We start from the raw sequence: 25,260 nt of genomic DNA, 5'->3' as shown, positions 1-25,260 counted from the left end.
GATGGAAATCGATGTCGATGCATTGCTTCGCGCGCTGCCGCAGCGCATCTCGGATATCCCCGAGCGTCTTGCCGCGCGCGCGCCGCAGCATGTCGTGCTGATCGAGGACGGACGACGTTTGAGCGCGGCGGACCTTCTGCAAAGCGTCAACGACACCGCAAGACAGCTTGCCGAACTCGGCGTGAAAGGCGGTGATCGCGTGATGATCGTGAGTGAAAATTGCATCGCGCAGATCGTGCTGATGTTCGCGGCATCGAAGCTGAATGCATGGTGTTTGCTCACGAATGCACGCCTTTCCGCAAGTGAAGTCGATGCCATCCGCGATCACGCCAGACCGCGTTTGGTCGCGTTCACGGTCGAGGCATCGAAAGACGCCGCGGATCATGCCGAGCGCTTGAACGCCTTGGCGAGCGCCGATACATGGCAATTCATCACGGATAATTCGGTCACACCCGAACCCATCGAAACCGATCCCGCCCGGCAATGCGCCGCGTTGATCTACACCACGGGCACGACTGGCGCGCCAAAAGGCGTGATGCTGTCGCATCGGAATTTGCTGTTCATCGCGGCAATTTCCAGCACATTGCGGCGCGTAACGCCCGACGACGTGGTCTACGCCGTTCTGCCGGTCACGCACGTGTACGGGCTGGCATCGGTTTGCCTCGGCAGCTTGTACGCGGGCGCTACGCTCAGGCTCGCGCCGCGCTTCGCGCCCGATGCCGTTTGCGACGCGCTGGCCGAAGAAAACATCTCGATCTTCCAGGGCGTGCCGGCCATGCACGCAAAGCTCGTCGAACATGTGCAGACCGGCCGTGCACCCTGGCACGCACCGGCGCTGCGTTTTGCTTATTCAGGCGGTTCGCCACTCGATCCCGCGTTGAAAGCCCGCGTCGAAGCGCTCTACAAAGTTCCGCTGCACAACGGTTATGGCATGACGGAAAGTAGCCCGACCATTGCGCAGACCATGCTCGATGCCCCGCGCGAAGATTGCGCGGCCGGCCATCCGATTCCGGGCATCGAATTGCGTTTCGTCGGAATGGATGGTGTCGATGTCCCCACGGGGGAAGTCGGCGAATTGTGGGTGCGTGGCCCGAACGTGATGCTCGGTTATTACCGCAACGAAGCTCAAACGCGGACGACGGTCACCGAGGAAGGCTGGCTCAAAACCGGCGACCTTGCGCGGCTGGAGCCGGATGGCGCGCTGGTCATTGCGGGGCGCAGCAAGGAGCTGATCATTCGTTCGGGCTTCAACGTGTACCCGGCGGAAGTCGAGAACGTGCTGAATGCGCATCCCGGCGTGCTGCAATCGGCGGTGATCGGACGGACGGTCGAAGGTAACGAGGAAGTGGTCGCGTTTGTCGAACTGCTGCCGTCGGTGCATGCGCTGCCCGATGACATTGTCGAGTGGTGCGCCGCTCGGCTTGCGCCTTACAAGCGCCCGGCGGAGATCCGCGTGCTGGCGGCATTGCCGGCGGCATCGACGGGAAAGGTGTTGAAGCACAAGCTCAGGGATGCGCTTTAGTTCTCAGTGAGCTTCAACCGCGTGGATGGTGCTCCTTATGCAGCGTCCTCAACCGTTCACGCGCCACGTGTGTATAGATCTGCGTGGTCGAGATATCCGTATGGCCGAGCAGCAACTGCACCACGCGCAAGTCCGCGCCGTGATTCAACAAATGCGTGGCGAACGCGTGCCGCAAGGTGTGGGGCGAAAGCGGCGCGCGTACATCGCCGGTAAGCGCGTGGCGCTTGATGATGTTCCAGAACTGCTGGCGCGTCATGCCTTCGCCCCGCGTGGTCACGAACAGCGCGTCGGCGGCACGCGCTCCGAGCAGCGCCGGGCGCGATTCACGCAAATATCGCTCGATCCAGTCGTGCGCCACCGCGCCGAACGGGATCAGGCGCTCTTTCGAGCCCTTGCCCATCACGCGCACCACGCCCTCGTTCAAGCCGACTTCCACCGTCTTCAACGTCACGAGTTCCGTCACGCGCAAACCGCTCGCGTACATCAGTTCGAGCATCGTGCGGTCGCGCAGGCCCAGCGCGGTTTCCACGTCGGGCGCATTCAGCAAGGCTTCGACTTGCGCTTCGTTAAGCGTCTTGGGAAACCGCGGCGCTTGCTTGGCCGAGCGCAATTTCAACGTGGGATCGGATAAAGCGCGATGTTCTCGCAATGCCCAGGCGTAATACCGGCGGAAGACGGACAGGCGGCGGTTGGCGGACGTCGCTTTATCGGCTCGGCGCGCGGCGAGATAACCGTTCATGTCGGCTTCGGTCGCGGTATCGATCTCCCCGCCGCGCGTCTTCGATAACCACTCCGCGAACAATCTCAAATCGCGCCGGTACGCTTCCAGCGAGTTCTTCGCGAGGCCGTGTTCGAGCCACAACGCGTCGCAGAAAAGATCGATCGATGCGCCGCTCGACACTATTTCCGACGCGCGTTCCAACTCTGTCACGTCCATTGATACATCCTTTAAGCGTTGGATCATGCTGCCTGCCGAAGTGCCCATTCCACATGTTCGCGCACCAGTTCCGATGGATCGCCGGCACGTGCGTTCAACGCGTTTGTTATTTCCGAGCGCGAATTTGCACTGAGCGATGTCGAGCGTAACGCGTTGCCCATGGCCACTGCAATATTACGCAACCACTGTTCGTGGCCAATACGACGAATCGCGCTGCCTTGCATGCGGTCATCGAATTCGGATGCGTTCCAGCCGAACAACGCCACGAGCGATGCGCGATCGAGTCCGTGCCGAACATTAAAATCCGCGACGGGCGCAGCCTGCGCAAATTTGTTCCACGGACACACGAGCTGGCAATCGTCGCAACCATAAACGCGATTGCCGATCAGCGGGCGCATCTCCTCCGGAATACTGCCCTTCAACTCGATGGTCAGATATGAAATGCAGCGCCGTGCATCGAGCCGGTATGGCGCGATGATCGCCTGCGTCGGGCACACATTGATGCACTTCGCGCAGCTTCCGCAATGCGAACCGTCGTGCTCGGGCGCGTGGTCGGGGTTGATATCGGCGTCGGCGGGAAGTGCGATATCGACCAGAATCTCGCCGATAAAAAACAGCGACCCCGCGTCACGTTGCAGCAGCAATGTGTGTTTGCCGCGCCAGCCGTTGCCTGCTTTCTGCGCCAGCTCGACCTCCAGAACCGGCGCGGAATCCGTGAACACGCGATATCCGAACGGCCCGATTTCCGCTTCAATACGATCAGCCAGAAGTTGCAATCGGCTGCGCATGACCTTGTGATAATCGCGGCCGCGCGCATAAACGGACACGACCGCCGCAGCGGGATCGTCGATGCGCGCCCATTCGGTCGCGCGCCAGTTGACGGACGTTGCATCGGCTGTCGAGGTACTTTCCGGCGCCTTGCCATTGAGTGTCGATGCCGGCAGATAGGCCATCCGAACTGTAATAACACGTCGCGTACCGGCCACAAGCTCGGCCGGCCTTGCGCGTTTCATCGCATGTTTGGCCATATAATCCATCTCGCCGTGATAGCCTGCTTCGAGCCACGACGCGAGGCCTTCTTCGGCATCCGTCAAGTCGGCGTCGCTGACGCCGACCGCACCGAACCCCAACTCGCGCCCCCACGCCTTGATGCGCAGCGCGAGTTCAGCCAGCCCGGCTTCGTCATCAATTCTGAAGTGGCTCGGGTTCCCGGCGGCGTTTTCTGACGCGCGCTCGTGTTCCACAGGGTGTTCCGGCAGACGGTTCATCACGACATTTTACGAGAATGCCCGACAGCCTCACTCGATCGATTGCAAATCCTCCCGCCGCGCTCCTCGAACGCCGCTTCGACTTGCCCAGCGAGGACGCAACGCTCGCGTTCGGCGAACAGTTCGCGCGGGCGATTCTCAAGGTCCGGAGCGCAACCGCCGATTCCCCGAACGAACGTTTTCCCGGTTTGCAGGTCCAGTTGATCGGCGACCTGGGCGCGGGCAAGACCACGCTCGTGCGCGCGACGCTGCGTGCGCTCGGTCACGCGGGCCGCGTGCGCAGTCCCACTTACACGCTCGTCGAACCCTATTCGCTTGCCACGCAAACGGGTGCGCTCGAGTTGTATCACTTCGATCTTTATCGCTTCTCCGATCCAGCCGAATGGATCGATGCCGGCTTTCGCGAATACTTCGACTCAGGCGCGGTCTGCCTGATCGAATGGCCGCAACGCGCCGGCGGATTGCTGGGTGTACCGGATCTCGAATTCAAGCTGGAACAGGAAGGCGAAGGCCGCGTGCTGACCGCGCGCGCGTTTAGCGAAACAGGAAAGTCATGTCTCGAAAGTTGTTGATCAAGCCGTTTCATTCGATCGAATCGACCGCCACTGCTTCGCACAACTGGCGCCGGCGCCAGGTGCTGCGCGCGGGGGCATCGACTATTGCGCTTGCGTTGCTCGGACCGAAGCTCGCCTATGCGAGTTCGGTGCTCGGCGTGCGTGTGTGGCCGGCACGCGATTACACGCGCGTCACGATCGAGTCGGATCAACCGCTGCAAAATAACCAGCAACTGCTGCAGGGTCCGGACCGGCTAGTGGTCGACCTAAACGGGCTGGATCTCGATCAGGAACTGAAGGACCTCGTCTCGAAGATCACGCCGAACGATCCGCAGATCCAGTCGGTGCGCATTGGGCAATATCAGCCGCACGTGGTGCGCATGGTGTTCGACCTGAAGGGCGCGGTCAAACCGCAAGTGTTCACACTGACGCCTATTGGCAGCTACAAGTATCGGCTGGTATTCGATTTGTACCCGGCTGTCGCGCCCGATCCGTTGATGGATCTGCTCGCGCAATCCGAGCACAAGCAGCAGGCTATCGATCAAAGCAACCCGAATCCAACTCAGCCGCCCGCCACGCTGAGCGGTCCCGCGACCGCTCCAAAGTCGAACGCACCCGACAATACCGACGAATTTTTCCAGAAGTACGCGCAGGCAAACGATCTGCCCCGTGCGCCATCCGCGGCCCCGGTTGCGCCTGCTGTGCCGCTGCCGAAACCTCGCCCGACGATCAAGCCCGCACCGCCGACAGCCATCGCAAAGGACGATTCGTCCGACAGCGACACCAGCGACGACTACGGCTTTGCCAATCCAAAAAGCGGCAAAGCCGGCACGACGCGACTGCTTACGGTCGCCATCGATCCGGGTCACGGAGGCGAAGATCCCGGCGCGATCGGCGGCGGCGGCACGTACGAAAAACATATCGCGCTGGATATTGCCAAGAAGCTGCGCGCAAAAATCGATGCCCAGCCGAACATGCGCGCCATGATGACGCGCGACAACGACTTCTTCGTGCCGCTCAACGTTCGCGTGCAGAAGGCGCGCCGCGTGGGCGCCGACTTGTTTGTTTCGATTCACGCCGACGCGTTCACCACACCTTCCGCGCGCGGTTCATCCGTGTTCGCGCTGTCGGATCACGGCGCGTCGAGCGCAGCGGCCCGATGGATGGCGAACAAGGAAAACGCGTCCGACTCCATTGGCGGCATCAACGTGAAGACGCAGGACGCGAGCGTCAACCGCGCGTTGTTCGACATGTCCACGACCGCGCAGATTCGCGATTCCATGCGCTACGGCAATTTCGTGCTCAACGAAATTGGCGATATCAACAAACTGCACAAGGGTTCGGTCGAGCAAGCCGGATTTGCCGTGCTGAAGGCGCCGGACATTCCATCCATTCTCGTGGAAACCGCGTTCATCAGTAACCCGGAAGAAGAGCAGCGCCTGAACGACGACGCCTACCGCGACAAGATGGCCAACGCAATCATGAAAGGCATCAAACGGTACTTCGCCGCAAATCCGCCGCTGGCCAAGAGCCGCATGACGTAACGCACGCTGCAGGAATTGATGCCGGCAGGTTCAGCGTGCCGGCATCAATCGCTGCATCAGCCATCCGCCGAACACGTTGACAAACAGCCCGGCCATCACCAGCACGGCGCCAAGAAGCTGCATTAAACTCAGCCCTTCATCGAGCAGCAATGCGGCCGATGCCAGTCCCACAATGGGCACGAGCAAAGAAAACGGCGCCACCTGGCTCGCCGGATATTTCCCAAGCAGCTTGCCCCACAGCGTGTAGCCGAGCATTGTCGCGATAAACGCGAGGTACACGATCGCGAGAATCGACGTCACGGATATAGCGGACAAGCTCGCCTCGATGCGCGCGGGCCCTTCCATGATCAGGGACAAAGCCAGGAACGGCAGCGGCGGCACGAGGCTCGCCCACACCACGAGCGACAGCAAATCGACCTTGCCCATGCGCTTGGTGATGACGTTCCCCATTCCCCACATTGCCGATGCAGCCAGCGTCAGCACGAAGCCCGCGACGGTCATGGCGTGCCCCGCTTGCACGCCAATTACGGCGAGCCCGCACGCGGCGATCAGCAAGCCCACGATATTCGGACCGCGAATCTGCTCGCCCAGGATCATGGCCGCGAAGATCAGCGTGAAGAATGCCTGTGCCTGCAATACCAGCGACGCCAGGCCGGCGGGCATGCCAACGGACATTGCGTAGAAAAGCAGCACGAACTGGCCGAGCGATATGGTCGCGCCATACGCGAACACCCATTTGAACGGAACGGCGGGGCGTTTGATAAAGAACACCGCCGGAAGGGCCACCAATGAGAACCGCAACGCCCCAAGCAGCATGGGCGGAACGCCGTGCAACCCAACCTTGATCACGACGAAATTCACGCCCCAGGCAAGAATCACGATCAGCGCGGACAACAAATCCCTTGGCGACACAGCCGTCTCCGTCAGTTGTATTGATGCGCATCCAGTCACTCGGATCGAACGCGAACCGACACTTTAGCGGACGATTTTGCAAATGCCTTGTACAAACTCACGACATAGCCCATTCGGACAGGGTCGAGTGCGCCGTTTTGGACAAAGAAAAAGCGCTTGCACCGGAGCCGGCACAAGCGCTTTTTTGCAAACTTCCAGACTTCTGACTTACTTGCCCTGACCGTTCTCCACGGCAGCGCTTGCACCCGTTTCAACTGCCGGCGTCTTGCTCTTGTTCGCCGACAAGCCATTCGACGACTTGTTCGTACCGTGGCGTTGCATGCGGTGCTTTTTCATCGGGGCGGACGCGCCGTCCATGGGCGCTGCGGTGGAACCGGCCATCGAGTTGTCGCTCGATGTCTGCGCGAAAGCGCTGCCGGTAGCGAGCAGTCCGGCCGTAAGGGCGATCAAAAGCGTGTTTTTGGTCATTATTAAAACTCCTGTCTATGCAAAAGGGACTTGGGTACTGCAGTTTTTCATCACATGCGATAACGATAAAGAAAACGATCGGCACGGTCACGAACCATAGACCTCTTGGCCTATCGCCCGGATAACGCTTGCATGCTTCGACTCGACGCCCAGTAGAATTGCAGTTCCGAGCACGCAACCGAGCGTTCACATGTCATCCACAATCGAAGCGTTTCTCAAGCCACACCAGCACGACGTCGGTAACCTTACGGTCCGGCGCGTATTACCGGCATTGGCCGTCCGCACGATTGGGCCGTTCATCTTCTTCGACCACATCGGCCCCGCAACGCTCGTGCCCGGCGTGGGACTCGACGTCCGGCCGCACCCGCATATCGGGCTGGCGACGGTGACGTATCTGTTCGAAGGCGCGATCATGCATCGCGACAGCCTGGGTTCGTTGCAGAAGATCTCACCGGGCGACGTGAACTGGATGACGGCGGGGCGCGGTATCGTGCACTCGGAACGCACGCCGGACGAAGAACGCGCCGCCGGGCAAACCATGCATGGCATCCAGACGTGGGTTGGCTTGCCGGTTGAAGACGAAGAGGTCGCACCCTCGTTCGAACATCATCCGGCAGCCGCGCTGCCGCTCGTGGAACATAACGGCGTGCGCCTGCGGATAATCGCGGGCAACGCGTTCGGCGAAACGGCCCCGACCACGACGTTCTCGCCAACGCTGTATGTGGCCGCCGAGTTCACGCCGGACAGCGCCGTGACGCTCGACACCGAGCACGAAGAACGTGGCGTGTATCTGCTCGAAGGCGATCTTACTATCGACGGCGATGAACTTCCCGCCGGCCAGATGGCCGTGCTGAAGAACGGCTTTTCAGCCGATCTGCGCAGTACGAATGGCGCCATCGCCATGTTGCTGGGCGGCGCGCCACTCGACGGGAAACGTTTTATCGAATGGAATTTCGTATCGAGTTCGAAGGAAAAAATTGAAGCCGCGAAACACGCGTGGAGCGAGCAGCGCATGGGACACGTCCCTGGCGAGACGGAATTCATTCCGCTGCCAACCCCGCGCCGCGAGTCGAATGCGCCGGAGGCGTAAGGCACCGAATCTTTAATAACCGTCTTGGATCGACCGACCGCGGCGACGCTGCCCGGATACGCGCATTGACTGCCTGATCCTGAATGGCAGCCTCTTGTATCCGCCGAAAATCGCACAAGCTTCGACGTAGAATTGTCAAAATTGCTTCGTGCCCTTTTCTGTAAGACGCTTATGAGGAACACCATGGATACAACACTCGCCACGTTCGAACAGGATGTCATCGCCGCGTCAACGCTTGCGCCAGTCCTAGTGGATTTCTGGGCGCCGTGGTGCGGTCCGTGCAAGACGCTCGGACCCATGCTCGAGCGGCTGGAAGCCGAAGGCGCGGGAAAATGGAAGCTGGTGAAGGTCAACGTCGACGAAAACCAGGAACTCGCGGCGCACTTCCAGGTTCGCAGCATTCCGCACGTGATCGCGTTCGCGGATGGCCACGCGGTCGATCAGTTCATCGGCGTGTTGCCGGAAGGCCAGTTGCGCACGTTCATCGAAAAGCTGGTGCCGGATGGCGCCGAAGCCGAACGTCGTGCGGCGCAAGTTGCCTACGAAGCAGGTGAAACGGATGTGGCTATCGATCATGTCAAGACAGCGCTTGCGCTCGATCCCGGCTACGACGACGCCCGCCTCGACTTGATCGAATGGCTGCTGGCGGCAGGCCGTACAGACGAAGCGCGCGACGAAGACAAGCTGTTGTCGCCGAAAACCACGCAAGGAATCGATGCGCGTTACAACGCGCTGAAAACCGAACTCGACGCCGCCGATGCCGCCGCGAGCCTTCCTCCCGCCGACGCGTTGATCGACGCGGTGAATGCGAATCCGGATGATCTTGAAGCGCGCTTTGCGCTGGCGAACCGCCTGATTGCGGGTCGCGATTACAACGGCGCGCTGGAGCATCTGTTCGCAATCGTCACGCGCGACCGCGCTTTCATGGACGACGTCGGCCGAAAAACGATGCTTTCGGTATTTGGTCTAGCTGCGCATCAACCGGAGGTGGTTTCGTTCTGGCGCCGCAAACTCAGCAGCGCAATGAACTGATCAATTAATGCAAAACCGTTAATCCTTTCAAATCGATTAAATCAGTTTCGAAAGAAGTCTTCTGCAGAAAGTCGTTGAATCTTTTTAATGGCCGCTTTGCATTTAATGGTAAAGCGGCCGTTTTAATTTCAAAGCGCGGGCTTCGCAAGTTGTCTTAATACATAAGAAACCGCAGCGAAGCCAAAACTTGCAGTTACGCAGACGCTCGATCCAAACCCTGCGCAATTGAGTCCAACGGGACCGGAATAATTTGGCGCGGTATCGGCCTGCGTTGCGGCGTCGCCTGCATCCGCGGCCGGCGCGTCTGGATAGATGAGCGGCTCTTCGGAATAGACGGCGCTCACCTTGAATCTGGATTTGGGTCCGCGCGGGAAGCCGTGCGACTTGCGCAGTTGGCCGCGCACCTTGGAGAGCAGCGGGTCCTGAATCGTAAGCGCAAGATCGGCGATACGAATCCGCGTCGGGTCGAGCTGGCCGCCTGCGCCGCCAATCGTAATCAGTGGCTGATTGTGCTCGACACACCACGCAATTAGCGCGGTTTTCGTACGAACGCTATCGATAGCATCGATGACAAAATCAAAACCGCCGCCCAGCACGGAATCGAAGTTCGCGGGTTCCACAAAATCCTCGACTTCTTCCACGCGGCAATCCGGATTGATCAGGCGGATACGTTCCGCCATGGCGGTGACTTTCGCCTTGCCGTAATTGCCATCGAGCGCGGGCACTTGCCGGTTGGTATTGCTTTCGGCAACGTTGTCGAGATCGATCAGCGTCAGGCGGCCGATTGCATTTCGCGCCAGCGCTTCAACCGCCCACGACCCCACGCCGCCAATTCCAATCACTGCGACGTGCGCGCGTTCGAACGCCGCCAGTCCCGCCGGGCCGTACAACCGCGCCACGCCACCAAAGCGCCGGGCGCGGTCGGCTGCTTCAAACTCCGGCTTTGCGGGGGTAATATTCAAAGCGTCGGCAGATGCGGAAATGGCTGTCATGAGCGTTTTGCGAGCGGGAACACAAACGAGGAGGCGGAACTGACGCGCTATCACAACGATAGAAGCGCATATGAGCAGGAATTCGCCGAATTGCGTATTCTGCCTTATCGAAGATTGGACGTCGGGAATCAACGGCCGGTTTTTGAAAGGTGAATGAAAAATAATCGCTTGGGTTGCGTCAAATTTTGTTGCGCGGCTTTATGACCTGACTCAATAAAGGTCCAAAGGGCACTCGCCGTAAAGCGCAGGATTTGCAGACCTTGGCTATACTAATGCGATTGAAGTGCTTGCATAAAAAATGACTACCCTCGCTGACCTTCGAAAGAATTATTCCGTCGGATCGCTGGACACATCCGACGTAGATCCGAATCCCGTTCGGCAATTCGAAAGCTGGTTCGCGCAAGCGCAAGACGCAAAACTCCCCGAACCCAACACCATGACGCTCGCCACGGTCGACGAACGCGGCCGGCCGTCGGCGCGCATTGTGTTGATCAAGGGCGTCGATGATCGCGGCTTTGTATTCTTCACCAATTACCTCAGCCGCAAAGGCCATGAGCTCGCGAACAACTCGTTCGCCAGTCTGCTGTTTTACTGGATCGAACTCGAGCGCCAGGTGCGCGTCGAGGGCTCCGTCGTCAAGACAAGTCTGGAAGAAAGCGATGCGTATTTCGCGTCGCGCCCGCTTGGATCGCGAATAGGCGCGTGGGCGTCGGAGCAAAGTGAAGTGATCGAAAGCCGCGCGGTGCTCGAAGCCCGCGAGCGCGAACTGATTGCGAAATTCGGTGACAACCCGCCGCGCCCGCCCCATTGGGGCGGCTACCGGCTCGTTCCCGACACTATCGAATTCTGGCAGGGCCGCCCGTCACGGTTGCATGACCGTGTCGTCTATAAACGTGATGCACGCGAGCAGGCGGACAACGGCCAGCAATGGCGCATTGTTCGACTATCGCCTTAGCGCCTGAAGGCGTTTTCAAGCGCCTTCGCAGCCGTTTCTGCTTCGTTTGGCTGTAACTGACCTTTCGCCCGGTTCTCGATGAACCGACTTCAGCGGCCCGCGTTCAATCGCGTCTCGTTGCGGCGTGTCTGAACGGTTAAGGCAAAGAAGAAAAAAGCATCACGACGTGACGTACCAACGTGCAGTGCAAGCGACCCGGTTTGGCTTCAATTTCATCTGAGCGCGGAGAACAAGCATGTTTTGGGAGAAAAAACTGACGCAGTGGGTGCAGGACATTCGCGACCGGGCCAACCTGCCCGCCCGCCTGGTCCTGTGGGATGGACAGCAGCATGACTTCGGAAGTTTCGCGGCGCCGCAAGTTACGTTGCACGTGAAGAGCGCGACCGCCCTGCCTTATTTGCTCGAACCGAGTCTGGACAATCTCGGTGAAGCTTATGTGAAAGGCAAGATCGACATAGAAGGCAAGCTGTCCGACATCATCAACATTGGCTACGGCCTGGCCAAGAACACGGTTACCAGCGCAAGCAAGCTCGCGCGCGTGCGGCGTTATTTCAACCACACGAAGGCGTCGGACAAAAAAGCCATTCAGTACCACTACGATGTATCGAACGAGTTCTACGAGCTTTGGCTCGACAAGAACATGGTCTACTCGTGCGCGTACTTCGAGAACGGCGACGAAGACCTCGCCACCGCGCAGATCAAGAAAATCGATCACATTCTGACCAAAATCCAGTTGCAGCCAGGCCAGCGCCTACTGGATATCGGCTGCGGCTGGGGCGCGCTCGTCTTGCGCGCGGCGCAGAAATTCGGCGCGCAATGCGTGGGCGTCACGCTCTCGCAAAACCAGTTCGATCTCGCCACCAAGCGTGTGAAAGACGCCGGACTCGAAGACAAGATCGAGATCCGTCTGCAGGATTATCGTGACGTGCAAGGGCAGTTCGACCGGATCACGAGCGTCGGCATGTTCGAGCACGTCGGGCGCAAGAACCTGCCCGGCTACTTTGCCAAGGTGCGCGAACTGCTGGTCGATGACGGCGTTGCAATGAATCACGGCATTACGTCGACCGACTTCAATAGCGGCGAGACGGCGCTGGGCGGCGGGGAGTTCATCGATCGATACGTGTTCCCGGACGGCGAGTTGCCGCACATCGGCCTCGCGCTCGAAGCGCTGCAGGAAGGTGGTCTGGAAGCCGTGGACGTGGAAAGCCTGCGCCGTCACTACGCGCGCACGCTCGACATCTGGGCGGAGAATTTCGAGGCGAACGCGGAGAAGGCCAAATCGCTCGTAGACGATGAAAAATTCCGCATCTGGCGCGTGTACCTTGCAGGATGCGCGTATGCGTTCGAGAATGACGATGTCTCGATCTACCAGATCGTCTGCCGGAAGGCCGGACGCAGCGCCAAAACGCTGCCGTGGTCACGCCGGTATATTTACGAAAAATCGCTCTGAGTTCAACGCCTGATTCCGCAGCCTCTGATAACCCCGCGTCCGGTGATGAACCGGACGCGGGGTTTGTTGACGTTGATTTGTTTGGTGACGCTATCGAGCCGGAAGGGGCAGTAGCTCAAAAACCGAAGCCGGCCAAAACATCTTCCCCGCGTTCGAAATCACGCGGCGGCGTTCTGCCCGCGCTCGCCGCGCCCGAGCTTCAGGCGCTCGCGGACCAGCTTCCGCCGAAGGTTCACATCGGGACATCGACGTGGTCGTTTCCCGGTTGGCGCGACATTGTGTACGGCGACGAATATTCTTCCGCCAAGCTTTCCCGCGACGGCCTCAACGCGCTCGGCGCGCATCCTCTGCTTCGATGTGTATCGATAGACCGATCGTTTTACGGGCCTTTGTCGATCGCCGATTACGCGCGTTACGCCAGTCAGGTTCCGGCGCATTTCCGGTTTATCGTCAAGGCGCCTGCCGCGGTCACCGACGCCACTGTCCGCGGCGAAAAAGGCGTACCTGCTGGCGATAACCCCGCGTTTCTCGACCCGAACATCGCGATCAGTGAATTCGTGGAGCCATGCATTGCAGGTCTTGGCGAGAAAGCCGGCGCGCTCGTGTTCCAGATTTCGCCGCTGCCGGACGCGATGATCGTCGATCCAACCGTGTTTCTCGATCGCCTGTCCGCGTTTCTTCACGCGCTGCCGCCGCTGCCCGGTGAAAGCTGCTACGCCGTCGAACTACGCGACGCAATCATGCTGACGCCGCGTTTAATCCGTGTCCTGCGCGATGCCAACGTGCGCTATTGCGTCGGCATCCACGCGCGCATGCCCGATCCGCGGCGTCAAGCCAAAGCGCTCGCGTTACTCGATGAAGGCGGACTCGGCCCGCTGATCGTGCGCTGGAGTTTGCACGGCGGTTTCAAATACGAGCAGGCGAAAGCGAAGTACGAACCGTTCGACAAACTCGTCGATGAAGACCCCGACACGCACGAAGCCCTCGCCGAACTCGCCGTCCAATACGCGCTCGCGGGTCAACCTGTGGTGATCGCGGTGAACAACAAGGCCGAGAGATCGGCGCCGCTGACGTGCTTCAAGATCGCGCGCAACCTCGTCGCCGCGATGAAAATCTGGCTCGGGAAAAAATAAAGCGGACTTCGGTTTCCCGAAGCCCGCATCGTTTTTTTTTGCGCAAATTGCGATCAGCGCTTGAGCCTGCTGGAAAATTTCTGCCTAAACTTTGCGACTTTCGGCGCAACCACGAACGCGCAATATCCCTGGTTCGGATGCTGCTCGAAGTAGTTCTGGTGATAATCCTCGGCCGGATAATAGTTGCCGTTCAGCGGCGTCACTTCGGTGACGATCTTGCCGTCGAAAATGCCGCCCTTCTGCAACTCCTCGATCACATCCAGCGCAATTTTCCGTTGTTCGTCGGAGTGCGTGAAAATGCTCGACCGATACTGCGTGCCAACGTCGTTGCCCTGACGGTTCAACTGGGTTGGATCGTGCGTGGCGAAGAAAATCTCCAGTACTTCCTTGTAGCCGATCACGGCTGGATCGAAATCGACCTTGATCACTTCGGCGTGTCCGGTCGTGCCGTCGCAAACCTGTTCGTACGATGGGTCCTTCACCTGACCGCCGGCGTAACCCGATTCCACCGACACCACACCTTCAACGCCCAAAAACACCGCTTCGGTACACCAAAAACACCCACCGCCAATGGTGGCGGTTTCGCGCTTCGCCTGCTCGTCATGTTGCGTCATGCTGGCTCCTGGTTCGTGTTCCGCTGTGACCCAGATGCAGGCGGAACCCCTTTGAATCAACCCTTCCAGCTTACTGGTTTTCGCGTATCCGTGTTGCCGGTGAGGCTTATGTGATGGCGTCTTCATTATTAGCGCCATGGTCGATTCCGCTAGAATCGCAACAATCGCAATCTTCCGATGACATCGAAAACGAACCGCCCCTGATGAAACGCGCCAATCCGCCGAATTTCGATGCAACCGCTTTCCGGGACGCCCTGAGCCAGTTCGCCACCGGCGTCACCGTCATCACGACGCGCGCCGAATCCGGTCAGTTGATCGGCATTACGGCGAGCTCGTTCAATTCCGTCTCGCTCAATCCGCCGCTCGTGCTGTGGAGCCTCGCGACTAAATCAGCATCCATGCCCGTATTCCAGGCCAACAGTCATTACGTGGTCAACGTGCTCGCCGCCACGCAAGTGGATCTGTGCAAGCGCTTCGCAACCGTCAAGGGCGATCGTTTTGCGGGCGTCTCACATGCGGCCGGCGACACGGGAATGCCCGTACTCGACGGCGCGCTCGCGTGGTTCGAGTGCCATAACCGCAGCCGCTATCAAGAGGGCGATCACGTAATCTTCGTGGGTCAGGTCGAACGGTGCGGCGTGCACGAGAACGCAGCGGAAATAGCCCCGCTGGTTTTCCAGGCGGGGCATTTCCATACCGTTGGGTCGTTGTAAAACTCGTATTGAAGCTCGTCTTGAAGCTCGTCTTGAGCCTCAGCCCGTCCGATCGATCAACGCGACAGGAACGCCCGCTTCGTCCTTCATGGTCTGAAGCACGATGTTCGAGCGGATATCGATAACACCCGGTGCCTTGTACAACTTGCTCAGAATAAAGTCTGAATAATGCTTGAGGTTGTGGGCGAGTACGCGCAGCACATAATGTGTGTCGCCGGTCACCACGAACGCTCCTACTACTTCCGGCCATTCACGCACCGCCGCCGCAAACTTCTCGTGCCAGTTTTCCTGATCGTTGCGCATGGATACGTGCACAAACGCCTCGAGCTCCACGCCAAGGCGTTCCCGGTCCAGACACGCGCGATAACTCGCGATCACTCCTTCTTCTTCGAGCAATCGCATGCGGCGCAGACACGCCGACGGTGAAAGCGAGATGCGTTCGGCCAGGTCCAGATTGCTGATCCGTCCATCTTCCTGGAGCACGGACAAGATACGGCAATCGGTTGCATCCAGCGAGAACCCTGTCATTTTTTAGTCTCCCTGCGGCTGTTTCATCGAATTATGTTCTAAGAGCGGCCACTTTGGGAGGGTATTTCTAAATCACGTTTCAATTATCTGGTCGTTAAACCAGTCGTGCAGCGAGTGCGCGGAGCTTCGGCCCGACGACGTTGCGAAAATAAGCTTCATCCATCGACGATGCCGGTCCGCTGCTGCTCAACACCAGCCAGCGGCCATTGCGGACATCACGAACAGGCGTGGCGATGGCGTTCACATCGGCGTGCCAATCGCGAAACGAGTAGCAACAGCCATCGCGCGCGTAATCGGCAATAGCGTCACGCGCCGCATTTACCAGGCGTGCGCCATCTTCGCCATGTGTTTGCGCCGCTGCGCCAAGGTCTTCGAGCAGCGCTGCTTGCAGGTCCGGTTCCTGCACGGCCAAATATGCGCGGCCCATTGAACTCGTGAGCATGGAAAGCCGCGATCCCGGCGCAAGGCCAAGCGTCAACGCCGTCTCGCTGCGGATGGTTTCGAGGTAGATCATGTCGAGGCCGTCGCGGCATCCCAGCGATACAGCCGCGCCGATTTCCCGCGCCAACACGCGCATGTGCGGCCGCGCGAGTTCAAGCGCGTCGGCGCCTGCGAGCAGCGCGAAGCCGAGCGAAAGCACGCCGGTATCGAGCGCGTACTTGCCGGCGGGTTCATCGAAGCGCAGGTAGCCGAGCGTTGTAAGCGTATAGGCAAGACGGTTGACCGTGGCTTTGGGAAGCCCAGTTCTTTCGACGAAATCGCGGTTGGCTAGCAAGGTTTCGCCGGGCCGGAACGCTCGAAGCAGTTCGAGCCCACGAGCCAGCGCGACGACGAAACGGCGTTCATCGATTCCGTCCGGTGGAGCTGGCGAATCGGTTATCCCGATGGAACTTGCAGGCATCGAATGCTAGACTCGGTCATTGATTTGCAAAACATTGTTCCGCTTAGCGGAACATCAGTCAAGTCCGAAAATTTGGAAAGAGAACAGGAGAACACCATGGCCGATGCCGCCCGTTTCAACTGGGAAGATCCGTTGTTGCTTGATCAGCAACTCAGCGACGAAGAACGCATGATTCGCGACGCCGCGCATGCCTACGCGCAGGACAAATTGCAGCCGCGCGTGCTCGAAGCGTTCCGCAACGAGCGCACGGACGTCGCGATCTTCCGTGAAATGGGCGAGCTCGGCCTGCTTGGTCCGACCATCCCCGAGCAATATGGCGGTCCCGGCCTGAACTACGTCAGCTATGGCCTGATCGCGCGCGAAGTCGAGCGCGTGGATTCGGGTTATCGGTCGATGATGTCGGTGCAATCGTCGCTTGTCATGGTGCCGATCAACGAATTCGGCACCGATGCGCAAAAGGAGAAGTACCTGCCGAAACTGGCAACGGGCGAGTGGATCGGCTGTTTTGGCCTCACGGAACCGAACGCGGGTTCCGATCCGGCCAGCATGACCACGCGTGCGAAAAAGGTCGATGGCGGCTTTTCGCTTTCGGGCCAGAAAATGTGGATATCGAATTCGCCTATCGCCGATGTGTTCGTGGTCTGGGCGAAGCTCGAAGAAGACGGACGCGACCAGATTCGCGGCTTCATCCTCGAGAAGGGCTGGAAAGGACTGACCGCGCCGGCGATTCACGGCAAGGTTGGCTTGCGGGCATCGATTACCGGCGAAATCGTGATGGACGAAGTCTTCGTGCCGGAAGAAAACCTGATGCCCAACGTAAGCGGACTCAAAGGGCCGTTCACCTGCCTGAATTCAGCGCGCTACGGCATCGCGTGGGGCGCGCTCGGTGCAGCGGAAGCGTGCTGGCACATGGCGCGACAGTACACACTGGACCGCAAACAGTTTGGACGTCCGCTCGCGGCAAACCAGCTCGTCCAGAAAAAACTTGCCGATATGCAAACGGAAATCACGCTCGGTCTTCAAGGCGTGCTGCGCCTCGGCCGGATGAAGGACGAAGGCACGGCGGCGGTCGAAATCACGTCGATCATGAAGCGCAATTCGTGCGGTAAGGCGCTGGACATTGCGCGCCTCGCGCGTGACATGCTGGGCGGCAATGGTATTTCGGACGAGTTCGGCGTCGCCCGGCATCTGGTGAATCTCGAAGTGGTGAATACTTACGAAGGCACGCACGATATTCACGCGCTTATTCTCGGCCGCGCGCAAACCGGAATTCAGGCGTTTTTCTGACCAGATAATCAAGGAATTCCCGATAAAAAAGCCAACGCTTAAAAGGCGTTGGCTTTTGCTTTTGTTCTTACTCCCAACCGGCTTTGTTATTTATTCGGTTGGGGCGTCAGGCGGAGATACGGACGCACGGCCTTGTATCCCTTCGGGAACTTGCGCTTGATTTCCTCTTCGTCCTTCAGCGACGGCACGATCACCACGTCGTCGCCCTGCTTCCAGTTGCCCGGCGTTGCAACCTGATGGCTGTCAGTGAGTTGCAGTGAATCGATCACGCGCAGGATTTCATCGAAATTGCGTCCCGTGCTGGCCGGATACGTGATCGTCAAGCGCACCTTCTTCTGCGGATCGATGACAAACAACGAACGCACCGTCAGCGTGGCATTCGCGTTCGGATGAATCATGTCGTACAGCTCGGACACTTTGCGGTCGCCATCGGCGAGGATCGGGAAACCGACGTTCGCCGCCTGCGTTTCGTTGATGTCCTTGATCCATTCCTTGTGCGATTCCACGTTATCCACCGACAACGCGATCGCCTTCACATTGCGTTTTTCGAACTCGCCGGCCAGCTTCGCTGTCAGGCCGAGTTCCGTGGTGCAAACCGGCGTGAAGTCAGCCGGATGCGAGAACAACACGCCCCAGCTATTGCCCAGCCATTCGTGAAACTTGATGCGGCCGACGCTGGAGTCCTGTTCGAAGTCGGGCGCTGTATCGCCAAGACGCAAGCTCATGTTGTATCTCCTAAAGTTAGATACCGCGATTTTCAACTCGCGGCGAACACTGCATTGACCAACGCCGTCGATAAAACCGGCAAGGCGGTCCGATCAAAATTAAAGCATACGTGACTAGACCTGCACAACGAACGAACATTCAGTCAGATCGTCATGCATATTTGTAATTTTTCGGGCGATGGGAAGCGCATCACCTTCAAAACCGCGCTGATTTTTTTCGCCTGGCGAACCTAATCGTCGCTTATTCAATTGAAACAGGTACGTGAAGCGGCTATGCGCGACGGATCCGTGCATCGGGAACAAAAACTGCAAGCTTGCAGTTTCGGGGCCCGATGGACGCTGGTCACCCACTGCTTCTTTGGTACGATTAGCGTAGCCTCACCCGTTTGGAGCCATCAATGTCAGAAATCAATAAGGAGCGATTCATGTCGGATATCAAAACCGTTCTCGCAGACGCCGAAGACCTGTTGAAGCAGGCCGCGAGCGCCACTGGCGAGCGTGCATCCGAGTTGCGCGAGACCGCTCTGACCCGCTTGAAACAAGCGAAGGAAAAGGCCGCAGATGCACAGGTCGTGGTGATCGAAAAGGGCAAGAAGGCTGCGCGTGCCACCGACGACTTCGTACACGAGCGTCCCTGGGCATCCATTGGAATTGCGGGAGGCATTGGCGTGGTCATTGGCCTCTTGATCAATCGCCGTTAATTCCATCATCGAGTTCGCCAGTCCGCCGCGTTTTCGCCCTGCGGGCGCTCTCGCGAGCGGACCCGGCCCGAACATTGCCTTACAAGGCAGGAGCAGCGTCGGCTTTCGCCGGTGCCCTGCTCGACAGACCGGCTGGATGCTTGTGAAATCCGCCCGGATACTTTTGCGCCAAAATAACGCGCGCTTCGCGCTCAAGCCATGATGACCGAAAGGCAATTTCAGCACGATACGCAAGGGCCGTTGCGCCGCATCGTCAGCTCCGTTTTTTCCATCTTCGAAACCCGGCTGGAGTTGATCGGCATAGAGCTCTCGGAAGAAAAGGAACGGTTGCTCGGCGTTCTCTTCCTCGGCCTCGCCGCGATGATGCTGACCATGATGGCGCTCATCACGTTGACCGTGCTTATCGCGATCGCGTTCTGGGACACCTACCGATGGCAGTCGCTCGCGGCAATCACGGCCGTGTACATCCTGGTCGCCGTTGCCTGTGCGCTTCGTGCCCGCGCCGGACTGAGCAACGCGCCGAACGTGTTCGAAAGCACCCTTGCCGAATTCAAGAAGGATCGCGACACGTTTAACTGACATGCATTGCGCACGCATTCGCGCCGCAAGCCAGGTACTGTTTTTATCGATGACTTTCCACGAGCCAGCCACGCCATGAGTCAAACCGACGACACCTTCAAAGCTCAAAAACGAGCGAACGCGCACAAACTCAGCACGCCCCACATGCGCGCGCTGCGCAAGGAACTGCTGATCGCGCGGGCCGACGTCGAGCGCATGGAACTGGCCCAGGCAAGCGCCGATTTGCGCTACAAGGTCAAGCATTTCAGCGTGCTGAACATGATCATGCCCGGGCGCGGCAAGCGTGGGCGCACGTCGGGCATCGGCGGGTTCATGAACCGCATGACGGGCGGCACGGGCGGTGGTGGCTTCGGCAGTGTGTTCAATGCCGGTAACCTGAGCCTGCTGTTGAAGCAGTATCCCGTGGTTGGTTCGCTGGCTTCGCTCGTGCTTGCAAAACCAGTACGCACTCGGCTTCTTGCCAGCGCAAAGCCTTTGCTCAAATGGGGCGGACTTGGGCTGGTCGGCTGGGAAGCGTACCGTGTGTGGCAACAAATGAAATCTACTCCAGCTAACACGACTTCCGCCGACACGATTATCGACCCGGATGCCTGACATCTTGTTTGTTTGAAGAAACGGCGTCATTTGCCGCTCCAGCACGCCGCCACTTTGGGCGGCGTGAGTTTTTCGGCAGCTCGGTTTGACTTAACGCCGGTGGCATCGAGCGAAAAAATGCCACAGGCATCGTTGCTTGCCGACACCGGTTCGGCTTCGATCGAATAACCGCCGTTCATCTCCGATTCCCCCAATATTCGCAGTAGATAGATTGGTGCGCCGCTTGTTGGCGACTGATCGAAGCCGGCCGGCAATTTCAGCGCGGAGTCGTTACCTGAAACGGTTTGCGCGCTTTCCACGTACTGCGCCGCGCGATAAAGCGCCGCAACTGCATCCAGCCGATGTCCCTTTGCCACTTGCTGCTGATAAACCGGCATTGCGAACATGGCGATGATCGCCGCCACGCCGAGCGTGATCATGAGTTCGAGAAGGCTGAAGCCTTTGGAATGAGATGCTGTCGTGCTCATGGCGCATTCGTCTGAAAGGGTTTTGCGACCACGCGACGCCAGTGTCCGATCGGGCCGCTTTCGGCGATCTCAAGTTGTTGTTGCAACCACACCTCGGTTTCCGCGCGCCGGCCGAATCCGCGCGCAGTGATCAAGAACGCGCCGCCGCCGTTTTCGCTCGAAGTCGGCCATGATTCGATCAAGCATTGCGGCGGCTTTGCGGCATGCGGCCACGTCGCAAAGGGCGTTATCGCATTCGCCGCTGCGCCTTCGAACGACGCCTTCAGTCGCCATTTTTCCGGCTCGCTGCCGAGCGCACCGGTGATATCGCGAGGCTCTGGCAACGAGTCGAGCGCGATCCGGGCGCAGCGCAGCAGCGCGCTGTCGGCGCTATGAAATGCCTGCACACGTCCTCCCAAATTGCGCGTTGCCCGCGAGCCAGCCAACGCGGCTTCGAACCACGCGGCGGCGGTGACGAGCAGCATCGACGAAATCAATAAAACGATGGGCAGCGCGATGCCGCTCGAATGACGGCGCTGACTGGTTTGCATCTTCATAGCGGCTCCGGTCCATTGCGCAACGCAATCCTTCGGCGAAATGCCTGCCGGACGCGGCCATCGGCGGATACGGTCGATACACCATCACAATCCGTATAACGCGGACGCGCCGCTGCGTTTGGCGTATCGCCACGCACGAGTACGCAGACGTCCACCGCTGTGACGAACGGCCATCGGTCTTTCGAGATCGCGGCTGCGTCCACGGAAACAGGCGCGTCCTGCAACCAATACCCAATTCTCAACCGCTCGATGCCCTCGACCATCGGCTGACCCGTCCCCGTCTTGCCGCTGCCTTCGCAATAAAGCTCCGGCTCGACAGTCGAGGAACTGGCCTTGGCGTAGTAGCGGTTCGTGATGCGCGCTCCCGCCGAAATCTGTCCGAGACAGTCGGTCGGCGATCCCGACGAAGAAGGCCAGGTCGAGATCGAGTCGGCGGTGTAGCGGATCAGGATGCCGTCCGAACGACTGCTCAGCGTCTCGCACGTCGGCGCTATATCGCTTCCGACTGGACGACCCGCGGAACACCCGAACAATCCCGTCGACATGTCCGATGCTTCGTGCCCAGCCGGCTCGAAGCGGGCCATCTGAACCTGCTGCGCGATGAGGTCGAGCGCGTTGCTTGCTGCTTCGCGCAGACGCGCACTCTCAGTGGCCCGGTCGTAGGCAAGCCGCTGTCCGCGATAAAGCGAAATGATCGCCATAACCAGCAATATGCCGAGCGCCGCTGATATCGACAATTCGAGCAGCGTATGACCACGCTGAGTTTTCCTGGAGGTGGTCATCGTGCGAACGCCACGGTTACGCAGGCGAGCTTCGCACCGACACCGGGTTCGGCGCACGAAGGTTCATCGCCGTTACCCGATGCCGGCGAGCGCCATTTGACCACCGCGACATGCACGCCATTGCCGCGATCCAGCACATCAATGCCGCCTTCCGGCAACGCCGCGGCCGCCCGCGTGCGCCATTGGGCCACGATCGGATCGCGGTCGGCATCGCGGCGAATGCCTTCCGCAACCGAATCCGCGATCGATAACGCCGCCTGACGCATCATCGTCGACCGCTCGTTGCGAGCCAGCCACACCTGCGCGCCGATAATGCCAAGCGCGGTCACCGCGAACAGCGCCAGTGCGATCAATACTTCGATCAACGAATCGCCTCGATCAAACGCTCGCGTCTTGGTCTTCATGCCGCCGCTCCACATGCGCCTTGCGTGAGACGTGCGCGCCCGCCTGCCGCGACCCTGATACATCGGCGCCCGCGCACGCCGAGAGATCTCAAGGCACCATCGCGCGCGCTGAAGTCAAAGCTGCGAAATCCGCCGATGATCTGTCCTGACGGCGGCGTGAACGAAAGCTCGCTCCCTGTTCCGCTGATAGCAACGCCGGCTAAAGCAGGCTGCATGCGCATCAGAAAGCGTCCGCCATCGCGATCGGCAAATAGTGCCCAGCCGCATGCCCAGTCCGTCAGGCCGGCGTCGCAGGCTTTTCCTGCAAGCAGACACGCGCGGGCCGCGTCGATACGGCACAAAGTCACACGCGCGCCGCGTGCGATTGCTTCGGAGCGCGCCAGCGCAAGGGTGGACAACATCGCGCGTGCTCTGGCATCGACCTGATCGCGCTTGTGCCATACGACAAACGACGGCGCGGAAAACGTCGCGACGACCGCTATCACCGCAAGCACAACGGCGAGCTCGACCAGCGTAAAGCCGGGTGAATATCGGAAATTCATCTGCATCCCTCATCGATTTAACCGGGCAAGCGATCAATCTAAAGAGAATTTCCGGCGTGCGCCATTAGCCGATTGGTCGAGTATCGGACGTGCAAAAGCCTCGACATACTGTCGAAACGATCACGGGTTCAAAGCAAGGGGAAGGGAAATGCAGAAACGCTCAGCGCTTGCGGGGACTCGTTTTGCGAGGCGCCGTGCGGCGGAATTCTTCGAGCACGTCTTCGAATTCGGACACGTCTTCAAAACGCTTGTAGACCGAAGCAAAACGCACGTAGGCAATGGTGTCCAATTGACGCAACTCGTTCATGACAAGCTCGCCCAGACGGTCGCTGCGAACTTCGCGTTCGCCGCTGCCAAGCAACTGGTATTCAATGCGGGCCACGGCGGCGTCGATGGCGTCGGCGGCAACCGGGCGCTTGCGCAGCGCCAGTTGCATGCTGGCCACAATTTTCGCGCGATCAAACTCGGTACGGCTTCCATCCTTTTTAACGACAGACGGCAACGCGAGTTCTACACGTTCATACGTGGTGAAACGCTTGTCGCAGGCGGGGCAACGCCGCCGCCGGCGAATCGCCGCCCCATCTTCCGAGACACGCGAATCGGCCACTTGCGTGTCTTCGTGACGGCAGAAGGGGCAGCGCATGGCTTAGCCGTACACCGGGAATTGCTTGGTCAACGCAGCGACCTTCGCGCGCACGCGCTCGAGGTTCGCTTCGTCTTCCGGCGCATCCAGCACGTCGGCAATCAGGTTACCGACCTGCTCCGCCTCGGCCACGCCGAAACCGCGCGTGGTCATGGCGGGCGAACCGAGACGCACGCCGCTGGTCACGAACGGCTTTTCCGGATCGTTCGGAATGGCGTTCTTGTTGACCGTGATATGCGCCTTGCCGAGCGCGGCTTCCGCCGCCTTGCCGGTGATGTGCTTCGCGCGGAGATCGACCAGCATGACGTGGCTTTCCGTGCGTCCCGAGACGATCCGCAAACCGCGCTTGACGAGCGTTTCGGCCAGGACACGGGCGTTATCGACGACCTGTTGCTGATACGTCTTGAATTCCGGCGAGAGCGCTTCCTTGAACGCGACGGCCTTGCCGGCAATCACGTGCATCAACGGACCGCCTTGAATGCCCGGGAAAATAGCCGAGTTGATTTGCTTCTCGTATTCGGCCTTCATCAGAATCACGCCGCCGCGCGGGCCACGCAGGCTCTTGTGCGTCGTGGTCGTGACGAAATCGGCGAAAGGCACCGGGTTCGGATAGACGCCTGCCGCGATAAGGCCGGCATAGTGCGCCATGTCGACCATGAAATAGGCGCCCACGTTTTTCGCAATTTTCGACAGCCGCTCGAAGTCGATCTTGAGCGCAAACGCCGAAGCGCCCGCGACGATCAATTTCGGCTTGTGTTCGCGGGCCAGTTCTTCGGTCTTGTCGTAGTCGATGTCTTCAGCTTCGTTCAAGCCGTAACTGACCACGTTGAACCATTTGCCCGACATGTTCACCGGCGAGCCGTGCGTCAGGTGACCACCTTCGGCGAGACTCATGCCCATGATGGTGTCGCCGGGTTTCAACATGGCGAAGAACACGCCCTGGTTCGCCTGCGAACCGGAGTTCGGCTGCACGTTTGCTGCTTCGGCGCCAAACAATTGCTTCACGCGATCAATTGCCAGTTGCTCGACCACGTCTACATATTCGCAGCCGCCGTAGTAGCGCTTGCCCGGATAACCTTCGGCGTATTTGTTCGTGAGTTGCGAGCCTTGCGCGGCCATGACGGCGGGGCTGGTGTAGTTTTCCGAGGCGATCAGCTCGATGTGATCTTCCTGACGGGTGTTTTCCTTCTCGATCGCTGCAAACAATTCCGGATCGACTTGGGCGATGGTGCTTTTAGCTCTATCAAACATACGTTTTCCGTTGAATGGGTGTCAGTTGACCGGATCGCGCGTGCGCAAAATGTCTGCGCCGCGAGAGCACGAAGCACGATGGGTCCAGGCGAGGCGGAAGAGAGACGCTCCGTTGACGCGAGACGGACAGCCACCG

Annotated in this window: 29 protein-coding genes; 13 read left to right on the top strand and 16 right to left on the bottom strand. The window is 59.5% G+C overall.

Annotated features, from left to right (window positions below; translation table 11 throughout):
* The first annotated feature begins 1 nt into the window (after position 1).
* On the top strand, positions 2-1,522 hold the full coding sequence (locus ASG35_RS07680; protein ID WP_056355055.1) for a class I adenylate-forming enzyme family protein: 1,521 nt from the start codon (positions 2-4) through the stop codon (positions 1,520-1,522).
* Between the two features lie 13 nt (positions 1,523-1,535).
* On the opposite strand, the gene xerD is transcribed toward ASG35_RS07680, so the two are convergent.
* Together xerD and queG are read right to left on the bottom strand one after the other, a co-directional pair.
* Positions 1,536-2,459 carry a site-specific tyrosine recombinase XerD gene (gene xerD, locus ASG35_RS07675; RefSeq protein ID WP_056355341.1) on the bottom strand — a complete coding sequence of 308 codons (924 nt, stop codon included), beginning with the start codon at positions 2,457-2,459 and terminating at the stop codon, positions 1,536-1,538.
* Positions 2,460-2,482: 23 nt separating this feature from the next.
* Complete coding sequence (gene queG, locus ASG35_RS07670; protein ID WP_056355052.1) at positions 2,483-3,727, bottom strand: tRNA epoxyqueuosine(34) reductase QueG; 1,245 nt, start codon at positions 3,725-3,727, stop codon at positions 2,483-2,485.
* A gap of 17 nt (positions 3,728-3,744) precedes the next feature.
* Between queG and tsaE the strand changes: the two genes are divergently transcribed.
* Together tsaE and ASG35_RS07660 are read left to right on the top strand one after the other, a co-directional pair.
* Positions 3,745-4,299: a tRNA (adenosine(37)-N6)-threonylcarbamoyltransferase complex ATPase subunit type 1 TsaE gene (gene tsaE, locus ASG35_RS07665; protein ID WP_056355048.1), complete on the top strand. Its 555-nt coding sequence runs from the start codon at positions 3,745-3,747 to the stop codon at positions 4,297-4,299.
* On the top strand, positions 4,281-5,825 hold the full coding sequence (locus ASG35_RS07660) for an N-acetylmuramoyl-L-alanine amidase (RefSeq protein WP_056355045.1): 1,545 nt from the start codon (positions 4,281-4,283) through the stop codon (positions 5,823-5,825). Before tsaE ends, ASG35_RS07660 begins: the two co-directional genes overlap by 19 nt.
* A 30-nt stretch (positions 5,826-5,855) precedes the next feature.
* Here ASG35_RS07660 and ASG35_RS07655 read toward each other — a convergent pair whose 3' ends face one another.
* Together ASG35_RS07655 and ASG35_RS07650 are read right to left on the bottom strand one after the other, a co-directional pair.
* Positions 5,856-6,737 carry an EamA family transporter gene (locus tag ASG35_RS07655; protein WP_056355042.1) on the bottom strand — a complete coding sequence of 294 codons (882 nt, stop codon included), beginning with the start codon at positions 6,735-6,737 and terminating at the stop codon, positions 5,856-5,858.
* A 207-nt stretch (positions 6,738-6,944) separates the two neighbouring features.
* Positions 6,945-7,205 carry a hypothetical protein gene (locus tag ASG35_RS07650; protein ID WP_056355039.1) on the bottom strand — a complete coding sequence of 87 codons (261 nt, stop codon included), beginning with the start codon at positions 7,203-7,205 and terminating at the stop codon, positions 6,945-6,947.
* Positions 7,206-7,395: 190 nt separating this feature from the next.
* Here ASG35_RS07650 and ASG35_RS07645 point away from each other — a divergent pair, with 190 nt between their 5' ends.
* Entirely contained in the window at positions 7,396-8,295 is a 900-nt protein-coding gene (locus ASG35_RS07645; protein ID WP_056355036.1) for a pirin family protein, read from the top strand.
* Positions 8,296-8,478: 183 nt separating this feature from the next.
* On the top strand, positions 8,479-9,327 hold the full coding sequence (gene trxA, locus ASG35_RS07640) for a thioredoxin (protein WP_056355033.1): 849 nt from the start codon (positions 8,479-8,481) through the stop codon (positions 9,325-9,327).
* Positions 9,328-9,455: 128 nt separating this feature from the next.
* Here trxA and ASG35_RS07635 read toward each other — a convergent pair whose 3' ends face one another.
* On the bottom strand, positions 9,456-10,319 hold the full coding sequence (locus ASG35_RS07635; protein ID WP_056355338.1) for a tRNA threonylcarbamoyladenosine dehydratase: 864 nt from the start codon (positions 10,317-10,319) through the stop codon (positions 9,456-9,458).
* Between the two features lie 298 nt (positions 10,320-10,617).
* Between ASG35_RS07635 and pdxH the strand changes: the two genes are divergently transcribed.
* The 3 genes from pdxH (at position 10,618) to ASG35_RS07620 (ending at position 13,857) form a co-directional block, all read left to right on the top strand.
* Positions 10,618-11,274: a pyridoxamine 5'-phosphate oxidase gene (gene pdxH, locus ASG35_RS07630; protein ID WP_056355032.1), complete on the top strand. Its 657-nt coding sequence runs from the start codon at positions 10,618-10,620 to the stop codon at positions 11,272-11,274.
* Between the two features lie 235 nt (positions 11,275-11,509).
* Positions 11,510-12,724 (top strand): SAM-dependent methyltransferase, encoded by a 1,215-nt coding sequence (locus ASG35_RS07625; protein ID WP_056355029.1) that lies wholly within the window; start codon positions 11,510-11,512, stop codon positions 12,722-12,724.
* A 77-nt stretch (positions 12,725-12,801) separates the two neighbouring features.
* Complete coding sequence (locus ASG35_RS07620; protein ID WP_442854817.1) at positions 12,802-13,857, top strand: DUF72 domain-containing protein; 1,056 nt, start codon at positions 12,802-12,804, stop codon at positions 13,855-13,857.
* 53 nt (positions 13,858-13,910) lie between these two features.
* On the opposite strand, the gene msrA is transcribed toward ASG35_RS07620, so the two are convergent.
* Positions 13,911-14,471, bottom strand: coding sequence for a peptide-methionine (S)-S-oxide reductase MsrA (gene msrA / locus ASG35_RS07615; RefSeq protein ID WP_056355026.1), 561 nt, complete (start codon positions 14,469-14,471; stop codon positions 13,911-13,913).
* Between the two features lie 203 nt (positions 14,472-14,674).
* Between msrA and ASG35_RS07610 the strand changes: the two genes are divergently transcribed.
* Positions 14,675-15,184 (top strand): flavin reductase family protein, encoded by a 510-nt coding sequence (locus tag ASG35_RS07610; protein WP_056355332.1) that lies wholly within the window; start codon positions 14,675-14,677, stop codon positions 15,182-15,184.
* A gap of 39 nt (positions 15,185-15,223) precedes the next feature.
* Here the strand turns inward: ASG35_RS07610 and ASG35_RS07605 are convergent, their stop codons facing one another.
* Positions 15,224-15,712, bottom strand: a complete 489-nt coding sequence (locus tag ASG35_RS07605; protein ID WP_047845177.1) for an Lrp/AsnC family transcriptional regulator — start codon at positions 15,710-15,712, stop codon at positions 15,224-15,226.
* Between the two features lie 94 nt (positions 15,713-15,806).
* Entirely contained in the window at positions 15,807-16,613 is an 807-nt protein-coding gene (locus tag ASG35_RS07600; RefSeq protein ID WP_056355024.1) for an IclR family transcriptional regulator, read from the bottom strand.
* Positions 16,614-16,709: 96 nt separating this feature from the next.
* Here ASG35_RS07600 and ASG35_RS07595 point away from each other — a divergent pair, with 96 nt between their 5' ends.
* Positions 16,710-17,900, top strand: coding sequence for an acyl-CoA dehydrogenase (locus ASG35_RS07595; protein WP_056355329.1), 1,191 nt, complete (start codon positions 16,710-16,712; stop codon positions 17,898-17,900).
* Positions 17,901-17,986: 86 nt separating this feature from the next.
* Here the strand turns inward: ASG35_RS07595 and ASG35_RS07590 are convergent, their stop codons facing one another.
* Positions 17,987-18,625 carry a peroxiredoxin gene (locus tag ASG35_RS07590; protein ID WP_056355020.1) on the bottom strand — a complete coding sequence of 213 codons (639 nt, stop codon included), beginning with the start codon at positions 18,623-18,625 and terminating at the stop codon, positions 17,987-17,989.
* 398 nt (positions 18,626-19,023) lie between these two features.
* On the opposite strand from ASG35_RS07590, the gene ASG35_RS07580 reads away from it, so the two are divergent.
* The 3 genes from ASG35_RS07580 to ASG35_RS07570 all read left to right on the top strand — a co-directional run bounded on the left by ASG35_RS07580 (position 19,024) and on the right by ASG35_RS07570 (position 20,499).
* Positions 19,024-19,326: a DUF883 family protein gene (locus tag ASG35_RS07580; protein ID WP_056355014.1), complete on the top strand. Its 303-nt coding sequence runs from the start codon at positions 19,024-19,026 to the stop codon at positions 19,324-19,326.
* Between the two features lie 198 nt (positions 19,327-19,524).
* Positions 19,525-19,905, top strand: coding sequence for a phage holin family protein (locus ASG35_RS07575; RefSeq protein WP_056355011.1), 381 nt, complete (start codon positions 19,525-19,527; stop codon positions 19,903-19,905).
* Between the two features lie 75 nt (positions 19,906-19,980).
* The gene (locus tag ASG35_RS07570; RefSeq protein WP_056355008.1) at positions 19,981-20,499 is read left to right on the top strand and encodes a DUF3318 domain-containing protein; all 519 of its coding nucleotides are present in this window, start codon (positions 19,981-19,983) and stop codon (positions 20,497-20,499) included.
* Positions 20,500-20,525: 26 nt separating this feature from the next.
* Here the strand turns inward: ASG35_RS07570 and ASG35_RS07565 are convergent, their stop codons facing one another.
* The 7 genes from ASG35_RS07565 to glyA all read right to left on the bottom strand — a co-directional run bounded on the left by ASG35_RS07565 (position 20,526) and on the right by glyA (position 25,124).
* On the bottom strand, positions 20,526-20,966 hold the full coding sequence (locus ASG35_RS07565) for a type IV pilin protein (protein WP_056355005.1): 441 nt from the start codon (positions 20,964-20,966) through the stop codon (positions 20,526-20,528).
* Positions 20,963-21,502, bottom strand: coding sequence for a pilus assembly PilX family protein (locus ASG35_RS07560; protein WP_056355002.1), 540 nt, complete (start codon positions 21,500-21,502; stop codon positions 20,963-20,965). The genes ASG35_RS07565 and ASG35_RS07560 overlap by 4 nt, the downstream gene beginning before the upstream one ends.
* Complete coding sequence (locus ASG35_RS07555) at positions 21,499-22,284, bottom strand: type IV pilus assembly protein (protein WP_056354999.1); 786 nt, start codon at positions 22,282-22,284, stop codon at positions 21,499-21,501. The genes ASG35_RS07560 and ASG35_RS07555 overlap by 4 nt, the downstream gene beginning before the upstream one ends.
* Positions 22,281-22,688, bottom strand: a complete 408-nt coding sequence (locus tag ASG35_RS07550) for a type IV pilus modification PilV family protein (protein WP_056355326.1) — start codon at positions 22,686-22,688, stop codon at positions 22,281-22,283. The genes ASG35_RS07555 and ASG35_RS07550 overlap by 4 nt, the downstream gene beginning before the upstream one ends.
* Entirely contained in the window at positions 22,685-23,236 is a 552-nt protein-coding gene (locus ASG35_RS07545; protein WP_056354996.1) for a GspH/FimT family pseudopilin, read from the bottom strand. Before ASG35_RS07545 ends, ASG35_RS07550 begins: the two co-directional genes overlap by 4 nt.
* Before the next feature lie 154 nt (positions 23,237-23,390).
* A complete protein-coding gene (gene nrdR / locus ASG35_RS07540; protein ID WP_056354994.1) occupies positions 23,391-23,873 on the bottom strand; it encodes a transcriptional regulator NrdR in 483 nt (160 codons plus the stop codon).
* Between the two features lie 3 nt (positions 23,874-23,876).
* The gene (glyA, locus tag ASG35_RS07535) at positions 23,877-25,124 is read right to left on the bottom strand and encodes a serine hydroxymethyltransferase (protein ID WP_056354991.1); all 1,248 of its coding nucleotides are present in this window, start codon (positions 25,122-25,124) and stop codon (positions 23,877-23,879) included.
* Positions 25,125-25,260 lie beyond the last annotated feature (136 nt).

The sequence above is a fragment of the Burkholderia sp. Leaf177 genome (genome assembly GCF_001424345.1).
Lineage (GTDB): Bacteria > Pseudomonadota > Gammaproteobacteria > Burkholderiales > Burkholderiaceae > Caballeronia.
Note: the sequence above shows the minus strand (reverse complement) of the source record. Positions and strands in the feature narration are given on the sequence as shown.